Annotated in this window: 24 protein-coding genes and 1 tRNA gene; 15 read left to right on the plus strand and 10 right to left on the minus strand. The window is 62.7% G+C overall.

Translation table 11 applies throughout. The features are described from left to right. On the minus strand, positions 1 to 357 hold a 357-nt coding region (locus AB5Z25_RS09355), incomplete at its 3' end, for a helix-turn-helix domain-containing protein (RefSeq protein ID WP_368135387.1). A 72-nt stretch (positions 358 to 429) separates the two neighbouring features. Further along, positions 430 to 774: a helix-turn-helix transcriptional regulator gene (locus AB5Z25_RS09360; RefSeq protein ID WP_368135389.1), complete on the minus strand. Its 345-nt coding sequence runs from the start codon at positions 772 to 774 to the stop codon at positions 430 to 432. A 649-nt stretch (positions 775 to 1,423) separates the two neighbouring features. On the opposite strand from AB5Z25_RS09360, the gene AB5Z25_RS09365 reads away from it, so the two are divergent. Continuing rightward, positions 1,424 to 3,052: an LPXTG cell wall anchor domain-containing protein gene (locus AB5Z25_RS09365; RefSeq protein ID WP_368135390.1), complete on the plus strand. Its 1,629-nt coding sequence runs from the start codon at positions 1,424 to 1,426 to the stop codon at positions 3,050 to 3,052. A 56-nt stretch (positions 3,053 to 3,108) separates the two neighbouring features. Continuing rightward, positions 3,109 to 4,671 carry an LPXTG cell wall anchor domain-containing protein gene (locus tag AB5Z25_RS09370; protein ID WP_368135392.1) on the plus strand — a complete coding sequence of 521 codons (1,563 nt, stop codon included), beginning with the start codon at positions 3,109 to 3,111 and terminating at the stop codon, positions 4,669 to 4,671. A gap of 326 nt (positions 4,672 to 4,997) precedes the next feature. Here AB5Z25_RS09370 and gltA read toward each other — a convergent pair whose 3' ends face one another. The 5 genes from gltA to glmU form a co-directional block, all read right to left on the minus strand. Beyond that, positions 4,998 to 6,407 carry an NADPH-dependent glutamate synthase gene (gene gltA, locus AB5Z25_RS09375; RefSeq protein WP_089572633.1) on the minus strand — a complete coding sequence of 470 codons (1,410 nt, stop codon included), beginning with the start codon at positions 6,405 to 6,407 and terminating at the stop codon, positions 4,998 to 5,000. Further along, positions 6,398 to 7,237, minus strand: a complete 840-nt coding sequence (locus AB5Z25_RS09380; RefSeq protein ID WP_006235793.1) for a sulfide/dihydroorotate dehydrogenase-like FAD/NAD-binding protein — start codon at positions 7,235 to 7,237, stop codon at positions 6,398 to 6,400. The genes gltA and AB5Z25_RS09380 overlap by 10 nt, the downstream gene beginning before the upstream one ends. A gap of 359 nt (positions 7,238 to 7,596) precedes the next feature. Continuing rightward, the gene (gene pth, locus AB5Z25_RS09385) at positions 7,597 to 8,226 is read right to left on the minus strand and encodes an aminoacyl-tRNA hydrolase (RefSeq protein WP_368135393.1); all 630 of its coding nucleotides are present in this window, start codon (positions 8,224 to 8,226) and stop codon (positions 7,597 to 7,599) included. 242 nt (positions 8,227 to 8,468) lie between these two features. Further along, complete coding sequence (locus tag AB5Z25_RS09390) at positions 8,469 to 9,455, minus strand: ribose-phosphate diphosphokinase (protein WP_089573682.1); 987 nt, start codon at positions 9,453 to 9,455, stop codon at positions 8,469 to 8,471. 192 nt (positions 9,456 to 9,647) lie between these two features. Beyond that, the gene (glmU, locus tag AB5Z25_RS09395) at positions 9,648 to 11,060 is read right to left on the minus strand and encodes a bifunctional UDP-N-acetylglucosamine diphosphorylase/glucosamine-1-phosphate N-acetyltransferase GlmU (protein WP_368135394.1); all 1,413 of its coding nucleotides are present in this window, start codon (positions 11,058 to 11,060) and stop codon (positions 9,648 to 9,650) included. A gap of 199 nt (positions 11,061 to 11,259) precedes the next feature. On the opposite strand from glmU, the gene AB5Z25_RS09400 reads away from it, so the two are divergent. Genes AB5Z25_RS09400 through AB5Z25_RS09410 form a run of 3 tightly spaced genes read left to right on the plus strand, consistent with a single transcriptional unit; the run spans position 11,260 to position 14,508 of the window. Continuing rightward, positions 11,260 to 12,147, plus strand: coding sequence for an energy-coupling factor transporter transmembrane component T (locus AB5Z25_RS09400; RefSeq protein ID WP_368135395.1), 888 nt, complete (start codon positions 11,260 to 11,262; stop codon positions 12,145 to 12,147). Next, positions 12,147 to 13,790, plus strand: a complete 1,644-nt coding sequence (locus AB5Z25_RS09405) for an ABC transporter ATP-binding protein (protein ID WP_368135396.1) — start codon at positions 12,147 to 12,149, stop codon at positions 13,788 to 13,790. Before AB5Z25_RS09400 ends, AB5Z25_RS09405 begins: the two co-directional genes overlap by 1 nt. A gap of 4 nt (positions 13,791 to 13,794) precedes the next feature. After that, entirely contained in the window at positions 13,795 to 14,508 is a 714-nt protein-coding gene (locus tag AB5Z25_RS09410) for a DUF6580 family putative transport protein (RefSeq protein WP_368135397.1), read from the plus strand. Positions 14,509 to 14,657: 149 nt separating this feature from the next. Here AB5Z25_RS09410 and AB5Z25_RS09415 read toward each other — a convergent pair whose 3' ends face one another. Then, on the minus strand, positions 14,658 to 15,476 hold the full coding sequence (locus AB5Z25_RS09415; protein WP_195232502.1) for an exodeoxyribonuclease III: 819 nt from the start codon (positions 15,474 to 15,476) through the stop codon (positions 14,658 to 14,660). 135 nt (positions 15,477 to 15,611) lie between these two features. Between AB5Z25_RS09415 and AB5Z25_RS09420 the strand changes: the two genes are divergently transcribed. The 4 genes from AB5Z25_RS09420 (at position 15,612) to AB5Z25_RS09435 (ending at position 20,351) form a co-directional block, all read left to right on the plus strand. Beyond that, positions 15,612 to 16,364: an NAD-dependent protein deacylase gene (locus tag AB5Z25_RS09420; RefSeq protein ID WP_368135398.1), complete on the plus strand. Its 753-nt coding sequence runs from the start codon at positions 15,612 to 15,614 to the stop codon at positions 16,362 to 16,364. A 94-nt stretch (positions 16,365 to 16,458) separates the two neighbouring features. Then, the gene (gene folP, locus AB5Z25_RS09425; protein WP_368135400.1) at positions 16,459 to 18,201 is read left to right on the plus strand and encodes a dihydropteroate synthase; all 1,743 of its coding nucleotides are present in this window, start codon (positions 16,459 to 16,461) and stop codon (positions 18,199 to 18,201) included. After that, positions 18,202 to 18,903, plus strand: coding sequence for a hypothetical protein (locus AB5Z25_RS09430; protein WP_368135401.1), 702 nt, complete (start codon positions 18,202 to 18,204; stop codon positions 18,901 to 18,903). 251 nt (positions 18,904 to 19,154) lie between these two features. Then, the gene (locus AB5Z25_RS09435) at positions 19,155 to 20,351 is read left to right on the plus strand and encodes an ATP-binding protein (RefSeq protein WP_195364198.1); all 1,197 of its coding nucleotides are present in this window, start codon (positions 19,155 to 19,157) and stop codon (positions 20,349 to 20,351) included. A 106-nt stretch (positions 20,352 to 20,457) separates the two neighbouring features. Here the strand turns inward: AB5Z25_RS09435 and AB5Z25_RS09440 are convergent, their stop codons facing one another. After that, positions 20,458 to 21,231 (minus strand): type III pantothenate kinase, encoded by a 774-nt coding sequence (locus tag AB5Z25_RS09440; RefSeq protein ID WP_158554584.1) that lies wholly within the window; start codon positions 21,229 to 21,231, stop codon positions 20,458 to 20,460. A 197-nt stretch (positions 21,232 to 21,428) separates the two neighbouring features. On the opposite strand from AB5Z25_RS09440, the gene AB5Z25_RS09445 reads away from it, so the two are divergent. From AB5Z25_RS09445 to AB5Z25_RS09460, 4 genes are all read left to right on the plus strand, one after another. Continuing rightward, positions 21,429 to 21,505 (plus strand) — tRNA-Met (locus AB5Z25_RS09445). Positions 21,506 to 22,104: 599 nt separating this feature from the next. Beyond that, positions 22,105 to 22,227 carry a hypothetical protein gene (locus AB5Z25_RS09450; RefSeq protein ID WP_368135402.1) on the plus strand — a complete coding sequence of 41 codons (123 nt, stop codon included), beginning with the start codon at positions 22,105 to 22,107 and terminating at the stop codon, positions 22,225 to 22,227. Between the two features lie 52 nt (positions 22,228 to 22,279). Then, complete coding sequence (locus AB5Z25_RS09455; protein ID WP_368135403.1) at positions 22,280 to 22,435, plus strand: hypothetical protein; 156 nt, start codon at positions 22,280 to 22,282, stop codon at positions 22,433 to 22,435. Further along, complete coding sequence (locus AB5Z25_RS09460) at positions 22,422 to 23,354, plus strand: DUF4268 domain-containing protein (protein ID WP_368135405.1); 933 nt, start codon at positions 22,422 to 22,424, stop codon at positions 23,352 to 23,354. Before AB5Z25_RS09455 ends, AB5Z25_RS09460 begins: the two co-directional genes overlap by 14 nt. 47 nt (positions 23,355 to 23,401) lie before the next feature. Here AB5Z25_RS09460 and AB5Z25_RS09465 read toward each other — a convergent pair whose 3' ends face one another. Next, on the minus strand, positions 23,402 to 23,584 hold the full coding sequence (locus AB5Z25_RS09465; RefSeq protein WP_368135406.1) for a hypothetical protein: 183 nt from the start codon (positions 23,582 to 23,584) through the stop codon (positions 23,402 to 23,404). Between the two features lie 318 nt (positions 23,585 to 23,902). On the opposite strand from AB5Z25_RS09465, the gene AB5Z25_RS09470 reads away from it, so the two are divergent. After that, positions 23,903 to 24,202: a DUF2958 domain-containing protein gene (locus tag AB5Z25_RS09470; RefSeq protein WP_158567277.1), complete on the plus strand. Its 300-nt coding sequence runs from the start codon at positions 23,903 to 23,905 to the stop codon at positions 24,200 to 24,202. Positions 24,203 to 24,206: 4 nt separating this feature from the next. Beyond that, entirely contained in the window at positions 24,207 to 24,803 is a 597-nt protein-coding gene (locus AB5Z25_RS09475) for a hypothetical protein (RefSeq protein WP_148331736.1), read from the plus strand. The last annotated feature ends 175 nt before the right edge of the window (positions 24,804 to 24,978 follow it).

The following is a 24,978-nucleotide window of genomic DNA, read 5'->3' on the forward strand; positions in this document are numbered from 1 at the left end:
CGGGCGGGGCCGCAGCGCCTCGGCGCCGCCCTCGCGGTAGAGCCTGCACCAGCGCTCCAGCGGGGACTTCGACCTGATCCCGAACTCGGCCATGGCGTCGGCCTTCGCCATCCCGCCGTCGACCACGGCCGACGCCGCGGCGACCCTCTGCTCGAATGTGTACCTGGATTGTTTCCCGCCCATGGACAGCAGCGCCTCGCTTCCGAACGCCCGGTATACCCACTGCCATTCTCTCACGGTCTCGCGGGGGACGGACAGGGCCTCGGCCGCCGGCTTGCAGCCGACGCCGGCGTCGAAGAGCTCGACGGCCCGCCTCCTGGACTCCAGGTCGTGCTTCACCCTGAGGTCTATACTCATGGAAACCTCCCATTTCCCGATGTCCAAGAAATGGGAGGCAGTTCACAGTGCACCTTTGTGGTGGTTTTTGTTTTAGGCGGAGGGGAAGGCCTTGGTGAGACCGGCGCGCGTCTGTGTGTCGGTCTTTTGGTAGATAGAGCTCAGGTGGCGCTGTACCATGCGCATCGAGATGCCGAGCTCCTCGGCGATCTGCTTGAGCGGGCGTTCGTCCTGGGTTACGGCCACGAGCACGTCGACTTCGCGCGGGGTGAGAGCGTGATCGGTGATGAAGGCCTGACGCCGCTCCTCGATGGTGGGGGGCGGCGAGTGCTTCTTCTGCCAGCTGCTCGCGCTCGCGCTCCTGTTCAGTTTGGGGCAGGCGAAACAGGCCGGCTGCCACGAATGCTGCGCAGGCGGCGACGAGCAAAACGAGCGCACCGATCATGATGAGAGCAACATTGCCCGAGGTCACGAGCGCAAGCGAGATGCCCGATGTGGTGAATGCGCATACATTGTTGGCGGCGCGTCCCATGCCGGCCCAAAGGGCGGGCGCATGCATGCGCGGTGCCAGCTGTGTAAAGGTGGCGGTAAAGAACGTGACAAAAAAGCCCGAGCTCAGGTAAAAGACGACAAGGCCCAGGTTGGGATCGGCGCCGGCCTCCACGGCCAGGATGGAAATGGTCGAGAGCACGGCGATGCCGAACATGACAAGTCCCATGTAACGGCGCTCGGCAAGATCAAAAATAAGACCGGCGGCAAGGCCGCTCGCCGCCAAAAAGAGGCGCGGCCATGTTTGTACGGCAATGGTGCCGTGGGCGTTGGAGAGTGTGACAACGTTGTCGAGGGTCGAGAACAAGCAGGCAAGAACCATGACGAGCGCGATGCTCCAGCATGCCTGTTTGGCGAGGGCATGAGAGAGCTCAACAAAGGGATTGATGGCAGGCCTTTCGGGGCGCGCGCTTGGCAATCGCATGCTCGTTGCCTTTTGCGCTGGCAGGTGCGCCACATGAGAATTTGTGCACCGGGATCCGGATATCTTCCCGTAACATGGTGTTACAGAAGCACCCCTTACGACAAGGAGGCTCACATGCGAAAGCAAATCCATGACAACCCAATCGACCACGGCCGCGCGTGCGCGCTCTCCCACGGAACGTGGCGTCGCGTGGGCGCCAAGCTCGCCTGCGCGGGGGCCTGCGCACTCATGGCCGGTCAGCTGTTGCTACCGAGTGTGGCACTCGCCGCCGAGTGGGTCAACGTGGGTGGCACGCAGTACAGCAAGGCCGCTGGCGACGATGCCGGAACCTGGTCCTGGGACGGCGCCGACGACATGAAGCTCAGCGGCTACGACGGCGGCTCCATCGGCGCGAAGGGCAACCTCACCATCGATGTGACGGGCACCAACACCATCACGGCCGATGCCGGTCAGAGCGCTATTGCTGTCAAGAACGGAAACCTTGCCATTACCGGCGATGGCACCCTTAATGCGACGGCTCAGACCGATGTGATTGCGGCAGAAGGCGACGGCAATGCGGGTGGCGATGTGACCATCAGCGGCGCCAACGTCAACGTGACGGCTTCGGGCGCAGTGAACAAAGCGACGGGCATTCGCGCGACGGCCGGCAGCGTGACGATCGATAAGGGCGCCGATGTCAAAATCGAGGCGAAATCGGCGGAGGGGTCTTGGCGTCCAGCGGAGGGCATCTACGGTATCTTTGCCGATAACGTTCCCAACAGACATACTGCTCAGGAAGGCGAGCAGGAAGAACCGGATTATGTCTCCGTGCACGGGGGCGACGTCACGATCGATGCCGCCAATCTGTCAATCAAGACAGCCGATGCCTGGCAGGTTTCTGCGTGCATCAATACGGTCGGTATCAAAAAGAACCCCCTCATGAAAATCGTCAACGGAGCCGATGTCGCGCTTTCCGCCGGCAGTGCGGCTTCGCTCTCGGCGGGCATCAGCGCACGTTCGCAAAGCGGTGCGGTGTGGATGCTTGTCGAGGAGTCGAATCTTACGTCTCGAAGCCTGTCTGCTGCAAACGGCATCGATGCCGCCCGCAATCAAAGTTTTGGAATCATGGCAGATGCAAACACCGGGTCGGAAACGCCTCGTATCAAGATTCGCAAATCGAAGATTGAGGCTTCGGGTGCGACTGCGGGAATCTATGCGATCAACTGCAACGTCGCGACTGCGACGCTGTTCCGTGCTGCAATGATTGATTTGAGCTGGGGCGAGTCGCGCGGGAACGCGATGATTACGACTCCGACGGATGGTGCCGTGCGCGATGTGAAAAAGGTTGTTGATACGGGGAAATGGCCGAGCTCCCAGAACGGGCAGGTCGTCGGTGTTGCCGGTTCGTCTGCTATTACGGATATCGTCGGTTCTGCCGAGGTCGCCCATGATGTAGTGATTGATTTTGGAGACGGACAGGAGCCGGAGCCGACGCCGGGGCCTGAGCCGACGCCGGAGCCCGATCCCGACCCCATACCCAATCCCGAGCAGAAGCCTGGCCTCAAGCCCGTAGACAAGGACGTAAAGACCACCACGGCGGTCACCAAGACCGTTACGACCAAGACTGCCGCCGGCGCCAAAAACGCTTCCGGTGTTCTGGCTGCCACAGGCGACAACGCCGCGACGGCGGCGGCCGCCCTCGGCATCGCCGGTGCGTCCGTCATCGGCGCCGGCTTCGTCGCGTCCAAGCGCCGCGACCGCTAGCGCAAGCTTCCGCAACATAAAACAGCGGAGGTACCCCTTACGACAAGGAGGCTCACATGCGAAAGCAAATCCATGACAACCCAATCGACCACGGCCGCGCGTGCGCGCTCTCTCACGGAACGTGGCGTCGCGTGGGCGCCAAGCTCGCCTGCGCGGGGGCTTGCGCGCTCATGGTCGGTCAGCTGCTGCTACCCAGCGTGGCGCTCGCCGCCAAATGGGTCAACGTCGGCGGCACGCAGTACAACAAGGGCGCCGGCGACGAGGCCGGAACGTGGTCCTGGGACGGCGCCGACGACATGAAGCTCAATGGCTACAACGGCGCCGGTATCAGCGCTCAGGGCAACCTCAATATCGGCGTGACGGGCACCAACACCGTAACGGCCGATTCCTTGCAGAGCGCTATCGAGGTCAAGGACGGCAACCTTGCCATCACGGGGGAGGGAACCCTCAACGCGACGGCCGAACCACAGAAGAGCAGGAGCGCTGTTAAGGTCGAGTGCGGTAGCCTCGCCATCTCGGGCGACGTGACTCTCAACGCGACGGCCGGGACCGATACGATAGCGGTTTCGGGGGACGGTAAGGCCGGCGGTGACGTGGACATCCGCGGTGCCAACGTTAACGTGACGGCAACGAACAAAGTGCCTCATACCATCGGCATTCATACGCGGGCAGGCAACATAACCATTAACGAGGGCGCCGACGTCCACGTTGAGGCGGAGGCGAATGGGGGGCTCAATGCCGTTGCAGTCTATGCCGAAAACATCTCCTCCGAGCATGGAGGCCGCATCGCGGTGGATAACGCAAAATTAGATGCGGCGGCGCGTAATGCAAACATGTTGTCGGTCGCCCTGTATTCGTCCGGGGGTAAGGATACATATTTGAGTATTACCAACGGGGCGGATGTTACGCTCGTGGCGAGTGATAGTGCCGAGGTTTTGGATGGTGTTTGGATGCGCGCGCAGGACGGCGTGTCGCGGGTGCTCGTCGAGAATTCGAGCCTTACAGTTCGATGCGGTGACGGAACTGGCCACAGTCGTAAACATGGCTACGGAATATATTCCCAGTCCGGCTCCCAGTCCGCCATCCCTCGAATTGACATCATTAATTCAAATGTTGAGGTGTCGGGTAATGCAGCGGCAATCTACGCTGTCAATCAAGGTGATGCAGCCCCTTGTCTCTCAATTGATGGCGGATCGGTAGTTACGACTCCCGCCGGCGGCACTGTGCGAGAAACTACGGGAAACGGACTCGTCATCGGTGCTGCCGGGTCGTCCACTATCCAGGATGTTAGGACCTCCGACGAGGTTGCCCGCAGCGTGGTAATCAGCTCCGGAGATGCGGTCGAGCCTGAGCCCACGCCGCAGCCTGAGCCTACCCCGGCTCCCACGCCGCAGCCAGGCGGCGGAAGTGAGACTGGCACGCCGTCCGTGACGCTGACTCAGGCGAGTTCCACGACTGCTGCCTCCAAGCCGGCCGCGAAGGCCACCGCTGCCCAGAAGTCCGTGGGCACTCTGGCCGCCACGGGCGACAACGCCGCGACGGCGGCAGCGGCCCTTGGCATCGCCGGCGCAACCGTTGCCGCTGCCGGCATCGCCGCAACCAAGCGCCGCAAGCGCTAGGCTTTTGGTGGCAGCGCCCATTCTCGGCTTTTACAAAATCTCGATCTGTAACACCAAACCTGATAGTTGGGCTCTAGGTGTTACAGATTGAGACGAACTGTTCAGCCGCTAACCTAACGTCTCGATCTGTAACACGTGGCGAGGAATTTGGTCTCTAACTGTTACAGATTGAGACAAACGTCGGAATTGGTTCGCCGGCCAAGTCCCCGACCACCACAAAGGTGCATGTCCCCTTTGTGGTGATGGGTTGGCCGGCATAGAAAAAGTCCCCGCCGGGCGTGTGCTCGACGGGGACTTTGCCGTTTGGTGGCTAGCGCTGCGGGTGATTACTCGCCCAGCAGGCTCTTGGTGATGGAAGCGGCGGCCTTCTTGCCGGCGCCCATCGCCAGAATGACCGTAGCGGCACCGGTGACGATGTCGCCGCCGGCCCAGATGCGGGGATCGGTGGTCTGGCCGGTCTCCTCGTCGGCAACGATGTAGCCCCACTTGTTGAGCTCCATCTTGCCGCCGATCTTGGCAGCGAAGGGGTTGGCGTTAGTGCCGATAGCCGAGATCGCGACATCGCAGGGGATCTCCTCGATTGCGCCCTCGATGGGCACCGGGCGACGACGGCCGGACTCGTCAGGCTCGCCGAGCTCCATCTTCTGGACCTTGACGGCGCACACGGAGCCGTCCTCGCCAGCGACAAACTCGAGCGGGGAGACGAGCGGCAGAACCTCGACGCCCTCGGCCTTAGCATGGTGCAGCTCGGCGCGACGGCAGGGCATCTCGTCCTCGGTACGGCGGTAGGCGATGATGGCGTGCTCGGCGCCCAGGCGCTTGGCGGTACGGACGGCGTCCATAGCCACGTTGCCGCCACCAAAGACGACGACGTTCTTGCCGTGCTTGGTGGGGGTGTCGTACTCGGGGAACTTGTTGGCCTTCATCAGGTTCACGCGGGTGAGGTACTCGTTGGCGAAGAAGACGTTGGGCAGGTTCTCGCCGGGGACGTTGAGGAACTTGGGCAGGCCAGCTCCGGTCGCCACGTAGATGGCGTCGAAGCCCTGCTCGAACAGCTCCTCGGCCGTGGCCATGTTGCCCACGACGGAGTTGTACTCAAACTTGACGCCCATGTCCTCCAGGCCGTCAATCTCGCGCTTGACGACTGCCTTGGGCAGACGGAACTCGGGGATGCCGTAGACCAGCACGCCGCCGCCGGTGAAGAAGGCCTCAAAGACGGTGACGTCAAAGCCGTTGCGGGCGAGCTCGCCGGCGCAGGTGATGCCGGACGGGCCGGAGCCGACGACGGCGACCTTCTTGCCGTTCTTGGGGGCCATCTTGGGCGTGGAGGCGAGCTCGGGGCGGTCACCCAGGAAGCGCTCGAGCTGGCCGATGGCCACAGGCTCGGACTTCTTACCACGGATGCACTTGCCCTCGCACTGGTTCTCCTGCGGGCAGACACGGCCGCAGATAGCGGGAAGCATGGAGTCCTCGCGGATGGTATCGAGGGCGCCGCCGAAGTCCTTCGCGCGGATCTGCTCGATAAAGCGGGGGATGTTGATGTTGACGGGGCAGCCCTCAACACAGAAAGGCTTCTTGCAGTTGAGGCAGCGCTCGGCCTCGGCCAGCGCCATCTCCTCGGTGAAGCCCTTGTCGACGGGGCGGAAGTCGCAGGCGCGCTCGGCAGCCGGCTCCTCGTTATCGGGGGTGCGGGGCGACTTCATATCGGCAACGAAACGACCGTTAACTAGTGGCATGCGCAGCTCTTTTCCTCATAGGCCTTGAGGGACTCGCCCTCTTCGGAACGGTAAGCGGCCTGGCGGGCACGAAGGTCATCCCAGTCGACCAGGGTGGCATCGAAGTCGGGGCCGTCGACGCAAGCGAACTTGGTCACGCCGCCCACCTCGACGCGGCAGCAGCCGCACATACCGGTGCCGTCAACCATGATGGGGTTGAGGGACGCGGTGATGGGGGTGTCGTACTTCTGGGCGGTGAGGGTCGAGAACTTCATCATCGGAACGGGGCCGACGCAGAAGACCTGGCTCACGGCCTTGTCCTGCAGCAGGCGCTCCAGCGGAGCGGTGACAACGCCCTGCTCGCCGTAGGAGCCGTCATCGGTGGTGATGTGGATGTGGTCCTCGTCGAGGAGCTCGCGGAACTGGTCCTCCATGAGCAGGAGGTCCTTGGTGCGGGCGCCCATGATGGCGTGCACCTCGTGGCCGGTCTCGACCAGGTGCTTGGCGACCGGGAAGGCAATTGCCAGGCCGACGCCGCCGCCAATGACGGCGCAGGGGCCCTCGGCCATCTCGGTGGGAACGCCCAGCGGGCCCACGACGTCGCGCAGCGACTCGCCGGCCTCGTAGGTGGAAAGCATCTCGGTGGTCTTGCCGATCACCATGAAGATGAACTCGACCCAGCCCTCGTCACCGTTCCAACCGGCCAGGGTAAACGGGACGCGCTCGCCCGTCTCGTTGGCGCGAACCATGAGGAACTGTCCAGCGTGCGCATGCTTGGCGATTGCGGGCGCCTCGATGCGGAACTTGAACACCTTCTCCGAGAACTGCGTCTTCTCCAGGATCTTATACATAGAACCCCTCTCTTGTTAGGGCCGCCGAACCGTGCCTCCACGGAAATGGACGGTAGCCCGAGTAAAACCGTACGCGCACAGGCGTTGTGCAGACATACGGTGCAGATTATACCCTCATGGCAATGTCGCTTACGTGTTTCTTTGGCAGGTGGGAAAAGTGACCTGCCAAAAAGGGACAGGTTTATTTTGGTCGGTTTTATCAGGCAAAACGGCAAAGGGGGCCGGCCTCGCGCTTCGTTGAGGCCGGCCCCCTTTGGAGCGTTGCGTATGTATGGCGGCACAGGGTTTATTGCGACGCGGCTGCCGCGGCGTTTCCGCATATAAAACCTGCCAAAATAAACATCCCTAAATGGCAGGTTTTAGTGCTTGCCGTTGGCGGAGGCGGCGCCGTTGACGTGATCGCGGGCGTAGATTACGCCGTGGACGATCGCCAAGCCGGCGGCGTCGGCGGCGCGGGTGCAGGTGTCCTGGAAATCCTCGGCCTCGCGGGCGCGCAGCTGCTTGAGCACGTAGTCGGCGACGGCCATCTTGCCGGGAGGGTTGCCGATACCGGTGCGGATGCGGCTGAAGTCGCGGCTGCCCATCTTGTCGATGATGGAGCGCAGGCCGTTGTGGCCGGCGTGGCCACCGCCCACCTTAACACGCACGTCGCCGGCGGGAATGTCGAGCTCATCGTGGATTACGAGCAGCTCCTCGGCCTTGATCTTGTACTCACGGCAGAGCTTGGAGATGGGGCCACCCGAGGTATTCATATACGACTGCGGCTTGACCAGCACGATCTGGCGCTTGCCGCCCTCTTCCTCGGCATCGTTGATATTGATGAGCGCGACCTCGGCGCCGGCCTGGTTTTTCCAGTACGTGACGCCGGCCTGACGGGCCAGCTCGTCGATTGCCTTAAAGCCGGCGTTGTGGCGGGTCTCGGCATATTCCTCGCCCGGGTTGCCAAGCCCGGCAACCATGCGAATCTTAAGCGGCTGTGCAGCTGCCATAGGTTTCCTTTCGTTACATAAGTAGTTCGTTCAACGACAAAGGCTACCACGCCCGCCGAAGGCGAGGAAAGGTTGCAGCAAAGTCATTTCAGAAAACAGCTGCCCCGAGACAGCAGGAAACCCCGGGCACGCCGGGAGGGGTTATCACGCGAACATCCCGCAGCCGCAAAGCGGCGAGGACGTTCGCGTGATAACCCCGCAGGCGTGCCCGGGGTTTCCGGAGGGATGCGAGGGTCGAGCGACTACAGCGCGAAGTCGCCGCCGACGAGCGTGGAGACGGGCTCCTCGTGGTAAACGGCGGAGATGGCCTGAGCGAACTCCTCGGCGACCGAGATGGTCTTGATCTTGCCGCCGACCTCGACGGGGATGGCGTCGGTGACGACGCACTCGACGATGGGAGCGTCGTTGAGGCGCTCGATGGCCGGGCCGGAGAAGATGCCGTGGGTGGCGCACACGTAGATGTCGCCGGCGCCCATGGCCTTGAGCTCCTTGACGTTGGCGCACAGGGTGCCAGCGGTGTCGATCATGTCGTCGTTGATGATGCAGGTCTTGCCCTTGATGTCACCGATGATGCCCATGACCTCGGCGGCGTTGTGGCGCGGACGACCCTTGTGGGCGATGGCAAGGTCGCAGCCGAGCATGTCGGACAGCTTCTTGGCGGCCTTGGCGCGGCCCACGTCGGGGGAGACGACAACCAGGTTGTCGGTGTCGAAGTGCATGTCGTTGTAGTACTGGCCAAACAGCGGCAGTGCGGACAGGTGGTTAACCGGGATATCGAAGAAGCCCTGGATCTGGCCCTGGTGCAGGTCGAGGGTGATGATACGGTTGACGCCGGCGCGCTCGAGCAGGTTGGCGACGAGGCGGGCGGTGATGGGCTCGCGCGGGCCGGCCTTGCGGTCCTGGCGGGCATAGCCGTAGTGGGTGATAACGGCGGTGATGGAGCGGGCGGATGCGCGCTTGGCAGCGTCGGTGGCGATGAGCAGCTCCATGAGCATGTCGTTGACGTTGCCGCCGGCCACGGACTGAATCAGGAAGACGTCGGCGCCGCGGACGGTCTCGTCGTAGCGGGCGTAAATCTCACCGTTGGCGAACTGCTTAAGCGTAAGGCCCGAAAGCTCGACCCCAAGGTACTCAGCGATCTTCTGAGCGAGGGGACGGTTGGAGGAACCGGAATACACGCGGATGGACTTGCGCATATTCTCCGACTTCTCGGGATCATTAATCGGCATTACCCTTCTCCTTTATACATCGAATGCCATATAGATGCCTTGTTGCATTGTAACCGCGCGGCGGGGTTTATCGAGTCTTGATAACGTCTTTACCGCCAACGGACACGAACCGACCACTCATCCGGTCGCGCAGGTCACGATAGAAAAAGGAGCCGTCCCCATGGAACAGCTCCTTTTGTGCTTGGTAAAACGTTATACCTCGTCACCCTCGTGCAGACGGCGGCGATAATCGGCGGCCCAGCCCTCAATATTTACCTGACGGGCGCGGCCCAGACCAAGTGCGTCGGCCGGGACCGGCTCGGTGATGACGGAGCCGGCGGCCACGAGTGCGCCGTCGCCGATCTGGGCGGGCGCGACCATCATGGTGTCGGAGCCAATGAAGGCGTCCTTGCCGATGACGGTCTTGTGCTTGTGCACGCCATCGTAGTTGCAGGTGATGGAGCCCGCGCCCACGTTGACGCCGGAGCCCATGGTGGTGTCGCCGATGTAGGACAGGTGCGGCACCTTGGAGCCCTCGCCGATCGTGGACTTCTTGATCTCCACGTGCGTGCCGGCCTTGGAGCCGTCGAGCATGTGGGTGCCCGGGCGCAGGTAGGCGCGCGGGCCGCAGTCGACACCGTTCTCGATGACGGCCTCAATGGCGATGGTCTCATCGATGGTGCAGCCGCTACCGACGGTGGTGTCGGTGAGGCGGCTGTTGGGACCGAGCTGGCACTCCTCGCCCACGGTGACGTGGCCAATCAGGTGCGTCTGCGGCCACACGACGGTGTCGCGGCCGATAACGGCATCGGGGCCGATCCAGGCCTGCGTGGGGTCGATGAAGGTAACGCCCTCGGCCATCCAGTGCTCGTTGATGCGGTCGCGCGCGATAGCGGTGAGCTGCGCGAGCTGGATACGGCTGTTGACGCCCAGGCCATCGCGGTAGTCATCGCAGTGGAAGATGGAGACAGCCTGGCCGTGGCTTTTGAGAATCTCGAGCATGTCGGGCAGGTAGTACTCGGATTGCGCGTTGTCGTTGCCGATCTCGTTAATGTGGGCGGCGAGCTGCGCGCCGTCAAAGGCGTAGCAGCCGGCGTTGCACTCCAGCAGCGTGGCGGCCTGCTCGGGCGTGCAGTCCTTCTGCTCGATGATGCGCTCGATCTGGCCGTCGTCGCCCAGTTTGATGCGCCCGTAGCCAAAGGGGTCGGGCGGGGTCATGGTCATGACGGTGCAGGCGAGCTCGCCGGTGGCGACGGTCTGTGCGAACTTGGCGACCGTGTCGGCGGTGATGAGCGGCAGGTCGCCGTTGAGCACCACGACGGGGCCTTGCGTGATGCCACAGGCCTCGAGCGCGACCTTCACGGCGTGACCGGTGCCCAGACGCTCGGTCTGCTCGACGCACTCGACCTTGGTGGCGCTGTTGGCGTAGGCGCCGTCGATGAGGGCGCGCATCTCGTCGGCGTGGCTGCCGATGACAACCACGACGCGGCTGCAGCCGGCCTTGATGGTAGCGTCGACGATCCACTGGACCATGGGCTTACCCAGGATCTTGTGCGAAACCTTGCAGTGGTTCGACTTCATGCGGGTGCCCTCGCCGGCAGCGAGGATAATTGCGGTTGCGTCCATGTGATCTCCTGTTACGTTATAGAGACGTGTGTTTGGAAACGATACACGGCGCAATATGATACCGCAGGCATATGACGAGCGCGTAACGATTGGTTTGCGGCGGTTGAGGCTTGCGCCGCCGGCGTGGCGTTTGCGCTGCTTGCGTGCGGCGTTGGCGGTGCTGCGGAGCTGTCGTTTGAGCGAGGGGACGGGGGTACCCGTGGACAACATACGAGAGGGGTTTGGCGGCGAGCCCGTCGCGGCATTCTCGATGTCGCATCCGGCTGTGCCGGCACTCTATATAGTGCTGACGCTGGGGCTCACCATGTTCTCGATGCAGCCGGTGCTGATTGCGCTGTCACTTGCGGGCGGGCTGGCGTATGGATTTGCGACGCGTGGGGCTGCCCGCACGCTGGGCGCACTCCGCTGGCAGCTGCCGGTGATTTTGATTATCGCGCTGGTCAATCCACTGTTTAGCGCTTCGGGTTCGACGGAGCTGTTTCGTATTGGCATGCGTGCGGTGTATCTAGAGAGCATGGTTTACGGCCTGTGCATGGGCGGGCTGTTTGTGGCGAGCGTGCTGTGGTTTGAGGCCGCGGCGTCGATGCTCGAATACGACAAGGTGCTCGCGCTGCTGGGTAATGCCGCGCCGGTGATCGCGCTCATGATCTCGATGTGCATGAGGCTTATCCCGCAGTTTTTGCGCCGCGGTCGTACGGTGCTGGCGGTGCAGGATGCGATCGATGCACCGGGCCGCGCGCCGGCCGACCCCGTGCGTTCGCGTTTGCGGGCATCGAGTGTGTTGATGGGCTGGGGCATGGAAGATTCGCTGGAGCGCGCGGACGCGATGCGCTCGCGCGGGTGGGGTGCCGCGACGCGTCGTACGACGTATGCGCGGTATCGGCTGGGGCGCGGCGATGTTGCCGCGCTGGTTGGGCTTGCACTGTTTGGCGTGGTCACGGTGACAGTGGCGTGGACCGCGACGACGCAGTATTCGTTTTATCCTCAGCTCTTGGTGCCGGCGCCGTGGCCGGGCTATGTTGTGTACGCTGCCTGGATGGTGCTGCCTTGCGCGTTGCACGCGATTGATGAGAAGAGGTTTGGCTGATGGCTCGGTTGGATAGGGGCCCGGTGTCGGGCGCGGCGTGCGGCCCGGATATGCCGGCGATTGAGGTGCGGAGCCTGAGCTTTGCCTACCCCGATGCTGATGCTGCGGTGCTCGAGGGGCTCGACTGGTCTGTTTCCCAAGGTGCGTTTGCACTGCTTGTTGGCGGTACCGGTTCGGGCAAGTCGACGCTGCTGTCGCTGCTCAAGCCCGAGATCGCGCCTGCGGGTACGCGCTCCGGCGAGCTGCGCGTGCTGGGCGAGCCCGTCGCCGACATGGATGTGCGGGCATCGGCGGAGCGCGTGGGCTATGTGTTCCAGGATCCCGAGAACCAGATCGTGTGCGAAACCGTGTGGCACGAGATGGCGTTTGGCCTGGAAAACTTGGGGCTAGCACGTGATGAGATGCGCCGTCGCGTAGCTGAGACCAGCTATTTCTTTGGGCTGGAAGATTGGCTTCATCGCGATACCGACACGCTTTCGGGTGGCCGCAAGCAGCTGCTGTCGCTTGCCGCCGTCCTGGCGCTGCGTCCGCGTGTGCTGCTACTCGACGAGCCCACGTCTCAGCTCGATCCCGTTGTCGAGAAGAATTTCCTGCACGCGCTGTTTCGTGTGAATCGCGAGCTGGGCTGCACGGTTGTTGTGGCGACGCATCAGCCGCGCCCAATGCTCGAATACGCGACGTGTGCGTACCGGATTGAGGACGGTCGCGTGCGCGAGGTGACGGATATGGCTTCTTTGGGACGCCGAGAATCGCTGTTTTCCGATGACATGTTGGGGTGGGGTGCCATCCGATGTGCAAATAAAGGAGTATTCAGCAGGCGTGAGGACAATTTGGGCTCTCTGGAGCCGCCCGGGGACGTATCGAGCGCGAAAAAAAGTTCGGAATTGGACAAATCGTCCGAATTTGTGGCGCAAACGTCGCTCGAGAACGGCTCGGAAGCCTTCTCGCGCACGGATGGAAGCAGAATACTCCAAAAAATGCACGGCGGGTCGGCTACCACCCTGTCGGAAGGCTGGTTTCGCTACGATCGAGCGTCCGGCTGGGTGCTGCGCGGGCTCGATGCGTCGTTTTCGGCTGGCGGAGTGCATGCGGTTGTGGGCGGTAACGGCTGCGGCAAGTCGACGATGCTTTCGGTGCTGGCCAAGACTGCCAAGCTGCAGCGTGGTCGTATGGTGCGCGGGGCGGCCTCGGCTGCGCTGCTGCCGCAGAACCCCAAGGCCCTGCTGGTTGCCGAGACGGTGTGCGACGAGCTGATGGAATGGGCCTCGACCTGCGGATATGACGAGAACTTGGCGCGGGAGCGTGCGGCGCAACTGGGATTGGACGGCTTGGAGACGCGCCACCCTTACGACCTCTCGGGCGGACAGCGCCAGCTGCTTGCACTGGCAAAGCTGCTGCTGATCGGCCCCGAGCTGCTGCTGCTTGACGAGCCCACGAAGGGCTTGGACCTGGAGAGCCGCCGCATCATCGCCCGCGCCCTGCGTGACCATGCGAAGGCTGGCGGCACCGTCATCATGGCTACGCACGATTTGGACTTTGCCGAGCAGGTAGCCGACGACATCGCCATGATGTTTGACGGCGAGATTGCCTGCGTGGAGCCCCCGGCCGACTTCTTCGCCGACAACGTGTTTTATAGGGCGTGATGGGATGACGGACTGTCGTTTCTCCCGCTTGCTTGCAAAACTGGAGATCCCGCTGCTGCTGGCGGTTCCTGCGGTGATGGCTGCGGCGTTGCTGGCGGGCGTTGAGCAGGCTGCGCTTGCCATGCTTGTCGTGGTGGCACTGGTGCTTGCGCTGTTCTTTGCGGGTTACGAGGCGTCGCGCCCGGGCCTGCGCCAGATTATGCCCACGCTGGTGTTGGCGGCGTTGGCCGCGGCGGGGCGCATCTTGTTTGGCCCCATTCCCGACTTTAAACCGGTGAGCGCCATCGCCATTATCGCGGGGGCGACGCTTGGTCGCCGCAATGGTTTTATGGTTGGCGCGCTGGCGGCGCTGACCAGCAATTTCTTTTTTGGACAGGGCATGTGGACACCGTGGCAGATGTATGCCTGGGGCCTGGTTGGCTATGTTGGCGGTGCGCTGGCGCATGCCGGTGCGTTCGACCGTGCGGATGGAACCGTGCGCATGCCGGCGCTACTGACCTACGGCTTTGCTTCGGGTTTGCTGTACGGCGTGGTGATCAACGCGTATGACATCATTGGTTTTGTGCAGCCGCTTACTTGGGCGGGTGCCGTGGCGCGTCTTGCCACGGCAGTGCCGTTCGATATTACGCACGGCTTTGCGACCTGCGTGTTCTTGGCCGCCTTGTACAAGCCTTGGTGCCGTCGCATTAACCGTGTCGTCGTGAAATACGGGCTGTAAGGCATTTCGCGTTTCCTCGCGAACTTGCGGTGGAATAGTTCTCGTTTTTGGCTATTTGCTGCCCAAACAGGAACTATTCCACCGCAGCTTATAGGGGGAGAGGGGTCACATGATCTGTTTTCCTCCGTCCCCCCAGGAATTACTTGGGGCTAGAGCTCTAGCGTGAGGGTGACGGGGCAGTGGTCACTGCCAAAGATGTCGCCGCGGATACCGGTGTCGCGTACGTTGTCGGCGATTGCGTCGCTTACCAGGAAGTAGTCGATGCGCCAGCCTGCGTTGTTCTTGCGGGCATTAAAGCGGTAGCTCCACCAGCTGTAGACGCCCTCGACGTCGGGGTTTGCCGCGCGCCAGGTATCGGTAAACCCGGCGTTGAGCAGCTCGGTAAACTTGCCGCGTTCTTCGTCCGAAAAGCCGGCGTTGCCGCGGTTGGACTTGGGGTTCTTAAGGTCGATCTCCTCGTGTGCCACGTTAAAGTCGCCGCAAGTTACGACGGGCTTGCCGGTCTCGCGCTCAAGCGCGCTCAAAAAGCCGCGGTAGGCATCGTCCCAGGCCATGCGCACATCGATGCGCGCGAGTTCGTTTTGCGCGTTGGGCGTGTAGACATCCACAAACCAAAACTTGTCGAACTCGAGCGCACAGACGCGGCCCTCGGTTGCGGCTTGGGCGACGAGTACGGTCGCCTCGCCCTCGCCGGCGTAGGGTAGCAGCGCGTCGGCGTGCAGCACGCGCAGCGGTTCCTGGCGGCTAAAGACCGCAGTGCCCGAATAGCCTTTACGCTCGGCGTAGCTCCAGGTTTGGTGATAGCCGGGCAGGTCAATATCAACCTGGCCTTCTTGCAGCTTGGTCTCTTGCAGCGCCAGGATATCGACGTCGAGTTCTTGCGCGATCTGGATAAAGCTCGGGTCCTTTTTGAGCACGGCGCGCAGGCCGTTGACGTTCCACGAGGCGAAAGTGTAAGTCTGAGGCATGGTGTCCTTTCGACGGGGTTGGCAGGCTTAAGATTAGCGCAACAGGGGCGGGGTGGGCTCCGCGCATGCTGACTTAAAGGACGCATGCAGGGACGTCGCTCAACGCTGCCCGACCAACATGGACGGAGGACAAACATGACGCAAGCGATAACAGATCCCAAGCAGGCCTCCGCCGCGCTGGCGGAGCTGTTCAATACCCACGAGCGCGTGGTGTTCTTTGGCGGCGCGGGCGTTTCCACGGCAAGCGGCATTCCCGATTTCCGCAGCGTGGACGGCCTGTATCACCAGCAGTTTTCCTATCCGCCCGAGACCATGCTCTCGCACAGCTTTTACAAGGCACACCCGGCCGAGTTCTTCGACTTTTACCGCACCAAGATGATCGCGCCTGGCGCCAAGCCTAATCGCTGCCACACCAAGCTGGCCGAGCTGGAACGCGCGGGCAAGCTCAGTGCCGTGGTGACGCAAAACATCGACGGCCTGCACCAGGCGGCCGGCTCGCAGCGCGTGTTCGAGCTGCATGGCTCGGTCCACCGCAATATCTGCCAGGCGTGCGGCGCGGTCTATGGTGCCGATTGGATTTGCGCGCGCGAGCACGAGGATGCCGCGGGCGTGCCCGTGTGTCCCGTGTGCGGCGGCCGCATCAAGCCCGACGTGGTGCTCTACGAAGAGCCGCTCGACGAGCGCGTGCTCACCGGCGCCGTTGCCGCCATTGCCGCGGCCGATGCCCTCATCGTGGGCGGAACCTCGCTCGTGGTGTACCCGGCGGCGGGCCTCACGCGCTACTTTACCGGCGATACGCTGGCCATTTGCAATTTGGCGCCCACCGATCAGGATGCAAATGCCGACCTGCTGATTTCTTGCGACATCGCGGCCGCGTTTGCGTTCTAGCCCGCGTGCGCGGATACAATAGAAAGACTGATTGCAAAGCGACCCCGCCGCCAGCGCCCGAGCGCGGCGGCGGGGGCATTTTAGGAGGATGTTCATGGCGAACGATAGCAAGACATGGCGGTGCGGAAAGTACGAGCTCAGCTTTGACCGTCCGCGCATCATGGGCGTCCTCAACGTGACGCCCGATTCGTTTAGCGATGGCGGCGAGCACTTCGATCCGGATGCCGCGATTGAGTACGGCTTGGCGATGCTCGACGCCGGTGCCGACATCATCGACGTGGGCGGCGAGTCCACGCGCCCCGGCTTTACCCCGGTCAACCCCGACGAGGAGGCTCGCCGCGTGCTGCCCGTGGTGCGCGCGCTGGCCAAGGAGGGCGCCATCGTCTCGATCGACACGCGTCACGTGGCGGTTGCCAAGGCGGCCGTGCGCTGCGGCGCCTCGATCGTCAACGACGTGACCGGCTTCACCGACCCCAAGATGGTCGAGTTTGTTAAGACGGGCACCTGCGGCGTCATCGTGATGCATGCCGGCGAGGTCGCCGCGCCCGCGCGCACGCACGCAACGGTGCAGCTCGATACCTCGGCAGCGGCGTTTGTTGCCGAGAAGGCACGCGAAGCGGCTGCCGAGGCCGCGCGCGAGGCCGAGAAGCCGGCCCGTCGCCGTCGCGGCAAGTTGCTGGGCGAGCCTAAGCCGGAGGCCAAGCTTCCGGGCGGCGTGGTGCAGCCCTCGTTGCCGTTTGGTGAACCGGAGCCCACGTCTGAGCCCGCAAGCGAGCAGGAGGCGCCCGCCGTCGAGCAGGCTACTGCCGCCGAGACCGTCGCACCCGCGCCCGAGGCCGCGCCCGCAGCCACCGAGGCCGCATCGGAGCCCAATGACCACTTGGCCGCCATGATGCGCCGCAGCGCCCGCCGCGAGGAAGCCTACGTGCCCACCTCGCAGCTCCGCCGCTTCACCCTGCCCGATTCTGCGCCCATCATGCGCCGCGTCATGGGCTTTCTGTCCGACCAGGCCCGCACGCTCATCCATGCTGGCGTGTCGCGCGACCGTATCTGCATCGATCCCGGCCCGGGCTTTGGCAAGACGGCCAACGAAGACATCGTCATCCAGCGCGAGACCGCCAAGATGGCGTCGCTGGGCTATCCGCTCATGTGCGCCGTGTCGCGCAAGCGCTTTGTGGGCGCCGTCTCGGGCGTGACCGAGGCCGCCGAGCGCGATGCCGCCACGTTTGGTGTGTGCCTGGGCGCCATCCAGGCCGGCGCCAACATCGTGCGCGTACATGACGTTGCGGGCTTTGCGCAGTTCCTGAACGGTTACTGGGCCGTTGCCAAACCGCAACCGCGCCGCGCGTTTGTGGCCGTGGGTTCCAACCTGGGGCATCGCTGCGACAACATTCGCGCTGCGCGCGACATGATTGCCGAGATTCCGCTGACCTGCGTGTCCAACTGCTCGCGCATCTACGAGAGCGAGCCGGCCTACGAGACGCGCCAGGACGCGTTTGCCAACGCCGTCATCGAGATCAAGACCGAGCTGGCTCCACTGGTGCTGCTCGACGAGCTTATGAAGATCGAGGCCGAGCTGGGGCGTGACCGCTCCAAGAAGGCCAAGGTCAACGGCCCGCGCACCATCGACCTGGACCTGCTGTGGATGGACGGCGAGACCCACGGCGGCAAGAAGCTGCGTCTGCCGCATCCGCTGATCGGCGAGCGCGACTTTGTGCTGGTGCCGCTCGAGGACCTGATGCACGACCCGGCGCGGTTCTTCCGCTACAACGGCGTCGAGGTCAAGGAGCCCGAGGATCGCGTGGGCCATATCGCGGGCGAATTGGGGCGTATGTAGATGATCGAGATGAATGCTGTTGCCGCCGGTACCGAGCTCGACGCGGCGCGTGACGCGGGTCGCGAAGGTGTGTCCGCGGGCTGGTGTGCTTGGAGCGCGGGCGAGGCGTCGTTGACGTTTTCGCTGGTCGTGCGTCCCGATGTGAACATGCACGCCTTCCACGGCCTGCCGTTTGTGGCCGCAATGGGCATGATGGACGCGCTTGCGGGCACGGCCGCAATGCCGGGCCTGGGGCTTGCCGGCAAAGTGGGCATCCAGTGGCCGAGTGACATCGTGTGCGGCGCTCCTGCGTTTGAGACGTCGCTCGCGCGCGTCGCCGTCAACGGCGGTGCCGGTGCCGCGGGCATGTTCGGTGCCGTGACGGTGGATATTGAGCGCGCGGCGCTGGGCGAGCTTGGCGTGGATGTGGCCGATGAGGCGCTGGTCGAGGCATTGGCCGCGGCGGTGCTTGCTCGCGTGGGCACCTGGGCAGTTGTTGCCAACACGCCGCAGGGCGCTGCCGGTCCGCTGGCTCCCGTGCTGGGCGAGTATTTCGACATGGTGCCGCTGCTCGGTCGCCAAGTTGCGGCGGTGTCGCCCAACGGCTTGCCACTTGCGGTCGGCGTGTTTGCGGGCCTGGACATCTGGGGTCGCGCGACCATTAAGACCGACGCCGGCGAGCAAGAGTTTCCGCCCGAGGCCGTACGCATCCGCGGTCTGTAGCGCGAGGCGCCCGCACCCAAAGACAACGATGACAACGAAGCCCTTCTCGGCCTGCACCGGGGAGGGCTTTCGCGTGACTGCAGGGTGGCATCTCGGTTCTATTCCTCAAAACTGAAAAATTTTCGTTTTTGAGGAATAGAATTAAGCCAGCTCGGCCTTTAACGAGGTATATTCGTTGCAGAGTCTATTCCTCAAAACTGAATAATTTTCGTTTTTGAGGAATAGCGATAGAAGACCGCAGGGAGGCACCAATGAAACTCATCAATAGAACGTCATATATGGACACGTTGACGAGCCTTATTGGCGTACCGGACATCAAGGTCATAACGGGCATTCGCCGTAGCGGTAAGTCAAAATTGCTCGAGGCCCTCCGCGATTACGTGGAGGCAAATCTGTCCAATTCGAATGTCATCCATATCAATTACAACCTCGACGAGTTCGAGGGCCTGCTCGAATATCATGCCCTGCTCGCCTATGTGAAAGAGCATCGAGTGTCCGACAAGCAAAACTTCCTGCTTATCGACGAGGTTCAGATGTGCGACGGCTTTGAACGCGCGATCAACAGCCTCCATGCATCCGAGCAGTACGACATCTTCATCACCGGATCGAACGCCTTTTTGCTGTCGAGTGATCTGTCGACGCTCTTTACGGGGCGCACGTTCGAGATCGAGGTTTTCCCATTCTCGTTTGAGGAGTATCGCTTCTATAGTGACGAGGGCGAGGTCGATCGCGACTTCGATGAGTACGCGAGAACCGGCGGTATGTCCGGCTCTTACCCTTATCCACTGCAGGAGCAGCGCTACCAATATCTCTCCAATGTCTTCAAAACGCTCATCGTGAGGGATATCGTGCAGCGGCATAACGTGAGAAACGAATCGGCACTGCTGCGCATTGCCGATTACATGATGGACAACGTCTCCAACATAACGTCGGCACGCAACATTACAGATGTTTTGAATGCGGATGGGCTAAAGATTACGAACAAGACGGTCGGCACGTACATGGGGTACCTGTGCGATGCGTTTGCCTTCTATAAAGTTCGTCGGTACGACATTCGCGGCAAAAAATACCTTAAGAGCGGCGAGAAGTATTACCTGGCAGACCACGCGTTCAAATACGCACTGCTTGGTACACGTGATATGGATTGGGGACGCGTATACGAGAACATGGTGGCCATCGAGCTGCTGCGCCGCGGATACGAGGTATACGTCGGTGTGCTCTATAAAAAGGAAATAGACTTTGTAGCAATCAAGCGAAGCGAGAAGCTCTACATTCAGGTGAGCGACGACATCAGCTCGGATAAGACGTTTGAACGCGAGATTTCGCCACTGCTGAGCATTGGCGATGCGTATCCCAAGATGATTCTCGCCCGCACGCATCACGAGGCCACGGATCGCGATGGGGTGCAGATCGTGGACCTGGCGAGGTGGTTGTGCGGCGAGGCTTAGCAGAAAGTCCTATTCCTCAAAAACGAAAAAATTTCGATTTTGAGGAATAGGACCGATGCGTTGCCTAGTTCGCCGCTCGCGCTCGTGCTCGACTTAAGCCCCTGTCCTATCCCAGCTCCTGCATGCGGCGGTAGATTTCGCAGATACCCTTGATGGTGAGCTGTCCGTCGACCACGTCGAAGGCATCGGTCGAATCGGCGACGATGCTGGCGAGACCGCCCGTGGCGATAACGGTGGCATCCTCGCGGCCCAGCTCGCGCTTCATGCGCGCGACCAGGCCCTCAGCCATGGCGGCGGCGCCCGTTACGGCGCCGACCTTGATGCACTCCTCGGTATCGCGGCCGATGGCGTGCTCGGGCGCCTCGAGCGGCACGCTGGCGAGCTTGGCGGCACGGGCGGCAAGCGCGTCCATGGAGATGCGGATGCCCGGCGCGATCGCTCCGCCAATGTAATAACCGTCCTCATCGATGACGTCGATATTGGTCGCGGTGCCAAAGTCCACCACGATTGCCGGCGCGCCGTAGAAAGTCTCGGCCGCAACGGCGTTGGCGACGCGATCGGCACCTACGGCCTGGGGGCGCGCCGCGCGCAGCTTGGTCACCGCGGCCGTCTGCGGCCCGATGACGATGGCGTCCGCGGCAATGCGGTCGGCCACGGCGTGCCACTCGCGCGAGAGCTGCGGCACCACGCCCGCAAAGGCGATTGCGTCGACCGCATCGAGCGAAAGGCCGTACATCTTAAAGAAACCCATCAGGCGCACGTGGATCTCGTCGGCGGTATAGGAGCGGTCGGTGGGCATACGCCACGACTGCACCAGCTCGTCTCCGTCAAACAGGCCCATGGCCGTCTGCGTGTTTCCCATATCGATAGCGAGCAGCATGTCTACTCCCAGTGTTGGCATAAAAGGACGCGCACCATTGTATACGCGCCGCCGACGGCGCTCGGCTGCGATTCGTTTACGGTGATAGGGGCTGAGGGGTTTTAAATATGAAGGAATTATGCTCTACGAGATTTTCCTTGCCGCTTACCGAACTCCCGCGTAATATTCTTTCTTGCGCACATGAAGCGCCCAGACATTGCGGGGTGGAGCAGTCTGGTAGCTCGCCGGGCTCATAACCCGGAGGTCGTAGGTTCAAATCCTGCCCCCGCGACCAAGACTTTTAGCAGCTCAGAGGCATTGTTTCTCTGGGCTGTTTCTTTTTTGACTTTCAATCTTGGTCGAATTTTGGTCGAAATCAATTAATAACGGCATTTTTCGAACAGGATGCCTGCTTGAACCATCTCCACACTGGTTGACGCCGGTTGGCGACGAGTTCAGCAGGACCGTTCGGCGCTCCTCCACACTTTCTGCGCTTTATTTGAGAGTTACCAGACAAGAATGACGAAGTCCCTCTAGCTCTGGCGGGCCTATGCCGTGGGCATGGGTGGGGCCCCACCGGGGGCGGGCCTTATTTGGAAAGAGGCAGTTACAAGACCGTAGATTGCTCTTGGTCGAATTGGCCTGAAATGAGATTCGGGTCGCTACGCCCATTATCTAAAATGGTGACATCTGAGCTGTAACAAAGGCGCCGCTATATGAATACGGTCTACGATGCTCTTGACCCTATCGTTAACGGGTTGGTATCGAACAATCTAGCGCGATGTTGGGGATGAGCTGCGGCAGTACGACGCTTTTGGCCGACCGGCTGATAAGTGGGCTGATAGGCCCTCTCGTCTCTACGCTATCTGCCACGAGTTTTCGGGAGCGCGCGAGATGCCGATGACGTTCGAGGAGGCCGAGGAGGAGCAGGAGCGCGACCCTTGGGAAGATGAGCTCATCAGTTTCGTCTTCACGGACAGCGGCATAATCGCCGCGGCGTTGACGAACGGCACCTGATAGCGCCTCTCCGCGGATCGAGTGGTTCGTTTTTCAAGGGAAGGGAAACCGCATGGCTAAGAAGAGATATATTTTGCTATTCGTGTATCCGTGCGAGCTGAAGGACGTCGACGAACGTCGTGGGCTCCTGCTGCGTTCGTTTGACGGCGAGAGGCTCTACAACGGCACTGGATTATCGGTCGAGAGGGCGGCGGATGAAGACCTATAACCTGGACACCATCAAGAAGGTCCCCTTGCGCGAGGTGTGGCCGCATGAGGCCCACGACTTCACCAAGTGGCTGGCCGAGGAGCAGAACCTCGCAACCCTCGGGACGGCGGTCGGAATCGAGCTCGAGCTCATAGAGACTGAGTCCTCGGTCGGATCGTTCAACGTGGACATCTACGCGCAGGAGTCCGGTACGGGCCGCAAGGTGATCATCGAGAACCAGCTCGAGGACACCAACCACGACCACCTCGGCAAGGTGATCACGTACGCCGCCGGCAAGGGCGCCGAGGTCGTCATCTGGGTCGTGGCGCATGCCCGCGACGAGCACCGCCAGGCCATCGAGTGGCTCAACCAGCACACCGACAGCGACTTCGGGTTCTTCCTGGTCGAGGTCGAGCTCTGGAAGATCGGGGACTCCCTGCCCGCCCCGCGCTTCGGCGTGGTCGAGCAGCCGAACGAGTGGACCAAGACCGTGAAGCTCTCCGAGGGGCTCAGCGAGACCGAAAAGGTCAAGCTGGCGTACTGGACGGCCTACCGCGAGGTGGCGGGCGGCCATCCGGAGTTCCTCAAGGAGTTCAGCCCGCAGAAGCCCAGCAAGGACCATTGGTCGACGCTTCGCCTGGGGGTCTCGGCATACCATCTCGCCCTGCTCATCGATACGCACAAGGGCCGCACGGGCATCGAGCTGTACGTGGACGACGACAAGGAGATCGGGCACCGCGCCATCGCCAACAGCGGGATCTTCGAGGAGCGCCTCGGGCTGACGGCGGCACCCTTCGATGCGAAAAAGGCCTCGGGACTGCGCTTCTACAAGGCGGGCCACCCCATCAAGGGCCACCAGGACGCATGGCCGGGGTACATCGAGGAACAGCTCGGATGGTCCCTCGAGATGAAAAAAATAATCGCGGAGATCGAGCTCTAAAAAACGCCTCGGCAGTAAAATGCAGGGGCGTTTTCTATTGACGGGATTCAGCGCCGGCCCGTTTCGGTCCGGATGCGCCGCTCGGCCTCTTCGAGGTCCCTGACAATCCTTCCCAGCGCCATGTAGTAATGCGCGAAGACCGGGTCCTCCTTGCCGGACCGGTTCTCGCAGTAAAAGAGCATCGACTCATGAAGGCAGGCGAGCTCGTAGACGATGTCTTCGAGTTCCATATGGCTCCTCTCGAAAAGTGAATAGCGGTTCAGATGGTATCGATGTTGGGCGTGGGCTGCCGGCGTCCGCCGTGAATCGGCCACGGCTCCGCGGCCGGGTGGCACCTCCGCTACGCCGCGTCAAGGGGGCCCATGAGACCCCGCACAAACCTCCGCTCCGCTCCGGTTGGTGGAGGTCGTCATGGACCTCCCTTGACCCGTCTTCGCTCCGGTGCGGCTTTGCAGGGAGCAAAGCCGACGACGACGCACGGCGTCGCCATTCGGCTTTGCCCGCAGGGGCGAGATGTTGAGGGCAGGTTGCCCGGAACGGAGGAAGACATGCAGCAGCTGATGACCGAGGAAATCGCCAAGACGGTGCCGAGGCTCTACGAGCAGGACGGGGCAGAGGACCCCACAGTCTACGCCCACTACTTCTCGTGCGTGAACGGATGGGACTGGTGGCTGCTCGAGTTTGACGGAACGGACGAGGCGTTCGGCCTCGTCGAGGGCTACGACGACGAGCTCGGCTACTTCAGCATCAAGGAGATGGCCGAGCTGAACCGCCAGATGGGGTTTGCCGCCGTCGAGCGCGACGAGCACTTCTCCCCGAAGCCGCTCAGCGCCGTCAGGAGGAGGTAGCCGCATGGTCACGGTCGAGTTCGACTCCATGGGCGAGGCGGTCCGCCTCGCCCTCGTGGCCGATGAGTACGTGGGCGGCGGCCTGGCCGTCCTCCTCCTCGACGCCACGAACCCGCGCTCCGAGGGCTACATGGCCGAGTGGGGCGTGCTCACGGCGAACGTGCCGGCGGCGGCCGAGTGGTGCCGCGGACGCGGCAACATCGCCATCGACGCCGACGTGCCCGCGGCGCTCCTCGAGGCGCTCGAGGCCGCCGGCTTGCTCCGCATGGCCGGCCGCTCGGCGGCGTCCGGGATGGCCCGCTACCCGCTGGCCACGGTCGCCGGGCACGTCCTCGCCGACATGGGCGGCCTGCCCGAGACCCTCGAGGAGGCTCTCGGCTCGACAGTCGTCATCGAGTACGAGTCGGGCGGCGACGGCGGCGCGTTCGAGGTGGGGACCGCGCCGGCCGGATCGGCCGAGCTCGAGCGACTCATCGCCGCCGCGAGGTCCGAGGCCGATGCGTTGGCGGGTGCCGGCGGATGGGCTGCCGTCCGGGTTGGGTTCGGGGATGCCGAGACCATCGACTGCGAGACGGGCCGGACGGTTTACGTCGCGGGGTGAAATGGGAGGAGGGCGCGGGCGCGGTCCGGATGGGCCGCGCTTTTCCTTTCCCGGGGATGCGGAACTCCCACCGTCCAAGTGCCTCGGACGGTGGGAGCTGGATACGACGATATACTGCGCGTGCAACGGGGACACGCGCCTCCTTTTCGGTTGACTCCACCAGTTCGTACAGAGA

It is taken from the genome of Collinsella aerofaciens (genome assembly GCF_040910325.1).
In the GTDB taxonomy this organism is placed as follows: Bacteria; Actinomycetota; Coriobacteriia; order Coriobacteriales; family Coriobacteriaceae; genus Collinsella; species Collinsella aerofaciens_BL.

Coding starts and splice junctions, on each gene's coding strand:
- AB5Z25_RS09365 (WP_368135390.1), top strand. CDS start 1,424: ATGCGAAAGCAAATCCATGACAACCCAATCGACCACGGCCGCGCGTGC.
- AB5Z25_RS09370 (WP_368135392.1), top strand. CDS start 3,109: ATGCGAAAGCAAATCCATGACAACCCAATCGACCACGGCCGCGCGTGC.
- gltA (WP_089572633.1), bottom strand. CDS start 6,407: ATGCCACTAGTTAACGGTCGTTTCGTTGCCGATATGAAGTCGCCCCGC.
- AB5Z25_RS09380 (WP_006235793.1), bottom strand. CDS start 7,237: ATGTATAAGATCCTGGAGAAGACGCAGTTCTCGGAGAAGGTGTTCAAG.
- pth (WP_368135393.1), bottom strand. CDS start 8,226: ATGGCAGCTGCACAGCCGCTTAAGATTCGCATGGTTGCCGGGCTTGGC.
- AB5Z25_RS09390 (WP_089573682.1), bottom strand. CDS start 9,455: ATGCCGATTAATGATCCCGAGAAGTCGGAGAATATGCGCAAGTCCATC.
- glmU (WP_368135394.1), bottom strand. CDS start 11,060: ATGGACGCAACCGCAATTATCCTCGCTGCCGGCGAGGGCACCCGCATG.
- AB5Z25_RS09405 (WP_368135396.1), top strand. CDS start 12,147: ATGGCTCGGTTGGATAGGGGCCCGGTGTCGGGCGCGGCGTGCGGCCCG.
- AB5Z25_RS09410 (WP_368135397.1), top strand. CDS start 13,795: ATGACGGACTGTCGTTTCTCCCGCTTGCTTGCAAAACTGGAGATCCCG.
- AB5Z25_RS09415 (WP_195232502.1), bottom strand. CDS start 15,476: ATGCCTCAGACTTACACTTTCGCCTCGTGGAACGTCAACGGCCTGCGC.
- AB5Z25_RS09420 (WP_368135398.1), top strand. CDS start 15,612: ATGACGCAAGCGATAACAGATCCCAAGCAGGCCTCCGCCGCGCTGGCG.
- folP (WP_368135400.1), top strand. CDS start 16,459: ATGGCGAACGATAGCAAGACATGGCGGTGCGGAAAGTACGAGCTCAGC.
- AB5Z25_RS09430 (WP_368135401.1), top strand. CDS start 18,202: ATGATCGAGATGAATGCTGTTGCCGCCGGTACCGAGCTCGACGCGGCG.
- AB5Z25_RS09435 (WP_195364198.1), top strand. CDS start 19,155: ATGAAACTCATCAATAGAACGTCATATATGGACACGTTGACGAGCCTT.
- AB5Z25_RS09440 (WP_158554584.1), bottom strand. CDS start 21,231: ATGCTGCTCGCTATCGATATGGGAAACACGCAGACGGCCATGGGCCTG.
- AB5Z25_RS09450 (WP_368135402.1), top strand. CDS start 22,105: ATGCCGATGACGTTCGAGGAGGCCGAGGAGGAGCAGGAGCGCGACCCT.
- AB5Z25_RS09455 (WP_368135403.1), top strand. CDS start 22,280: ATGGCTAAGAAGAGATATATTTTGCTATTCGTGTATCCGTGCGAGCTG.
- AB5Z25_RS09460 (WP_368135405.1), top strand. CDS start 22,422: ATGAAGACCTATAACCTGGACACCATCAAGAAGGTCCCCTTGCGCGAG.
- AB5Z25_RS09465 (WP_368135406.1), bottom strand. CDS start 23,584: ATGGAACTCGAAGACATCGTCTACGAGCTCGCCTGCCTTCATGAGTCG.
- AB5Z25_RS09470 (WP_158567277.1), top strand. CDS start 23,903: ATGCAGCAGCTGATGACCGAGGAAATCGCCAAGACGGTGCCGAGGCTC.
- AB5Z25_RS09475 (WP_148331736.1), top strand. CDS start 24,207: ATGGTCACGGTCGAGTTCGACTCCATGGGCGAGGCGGTCCGCCTCGCC.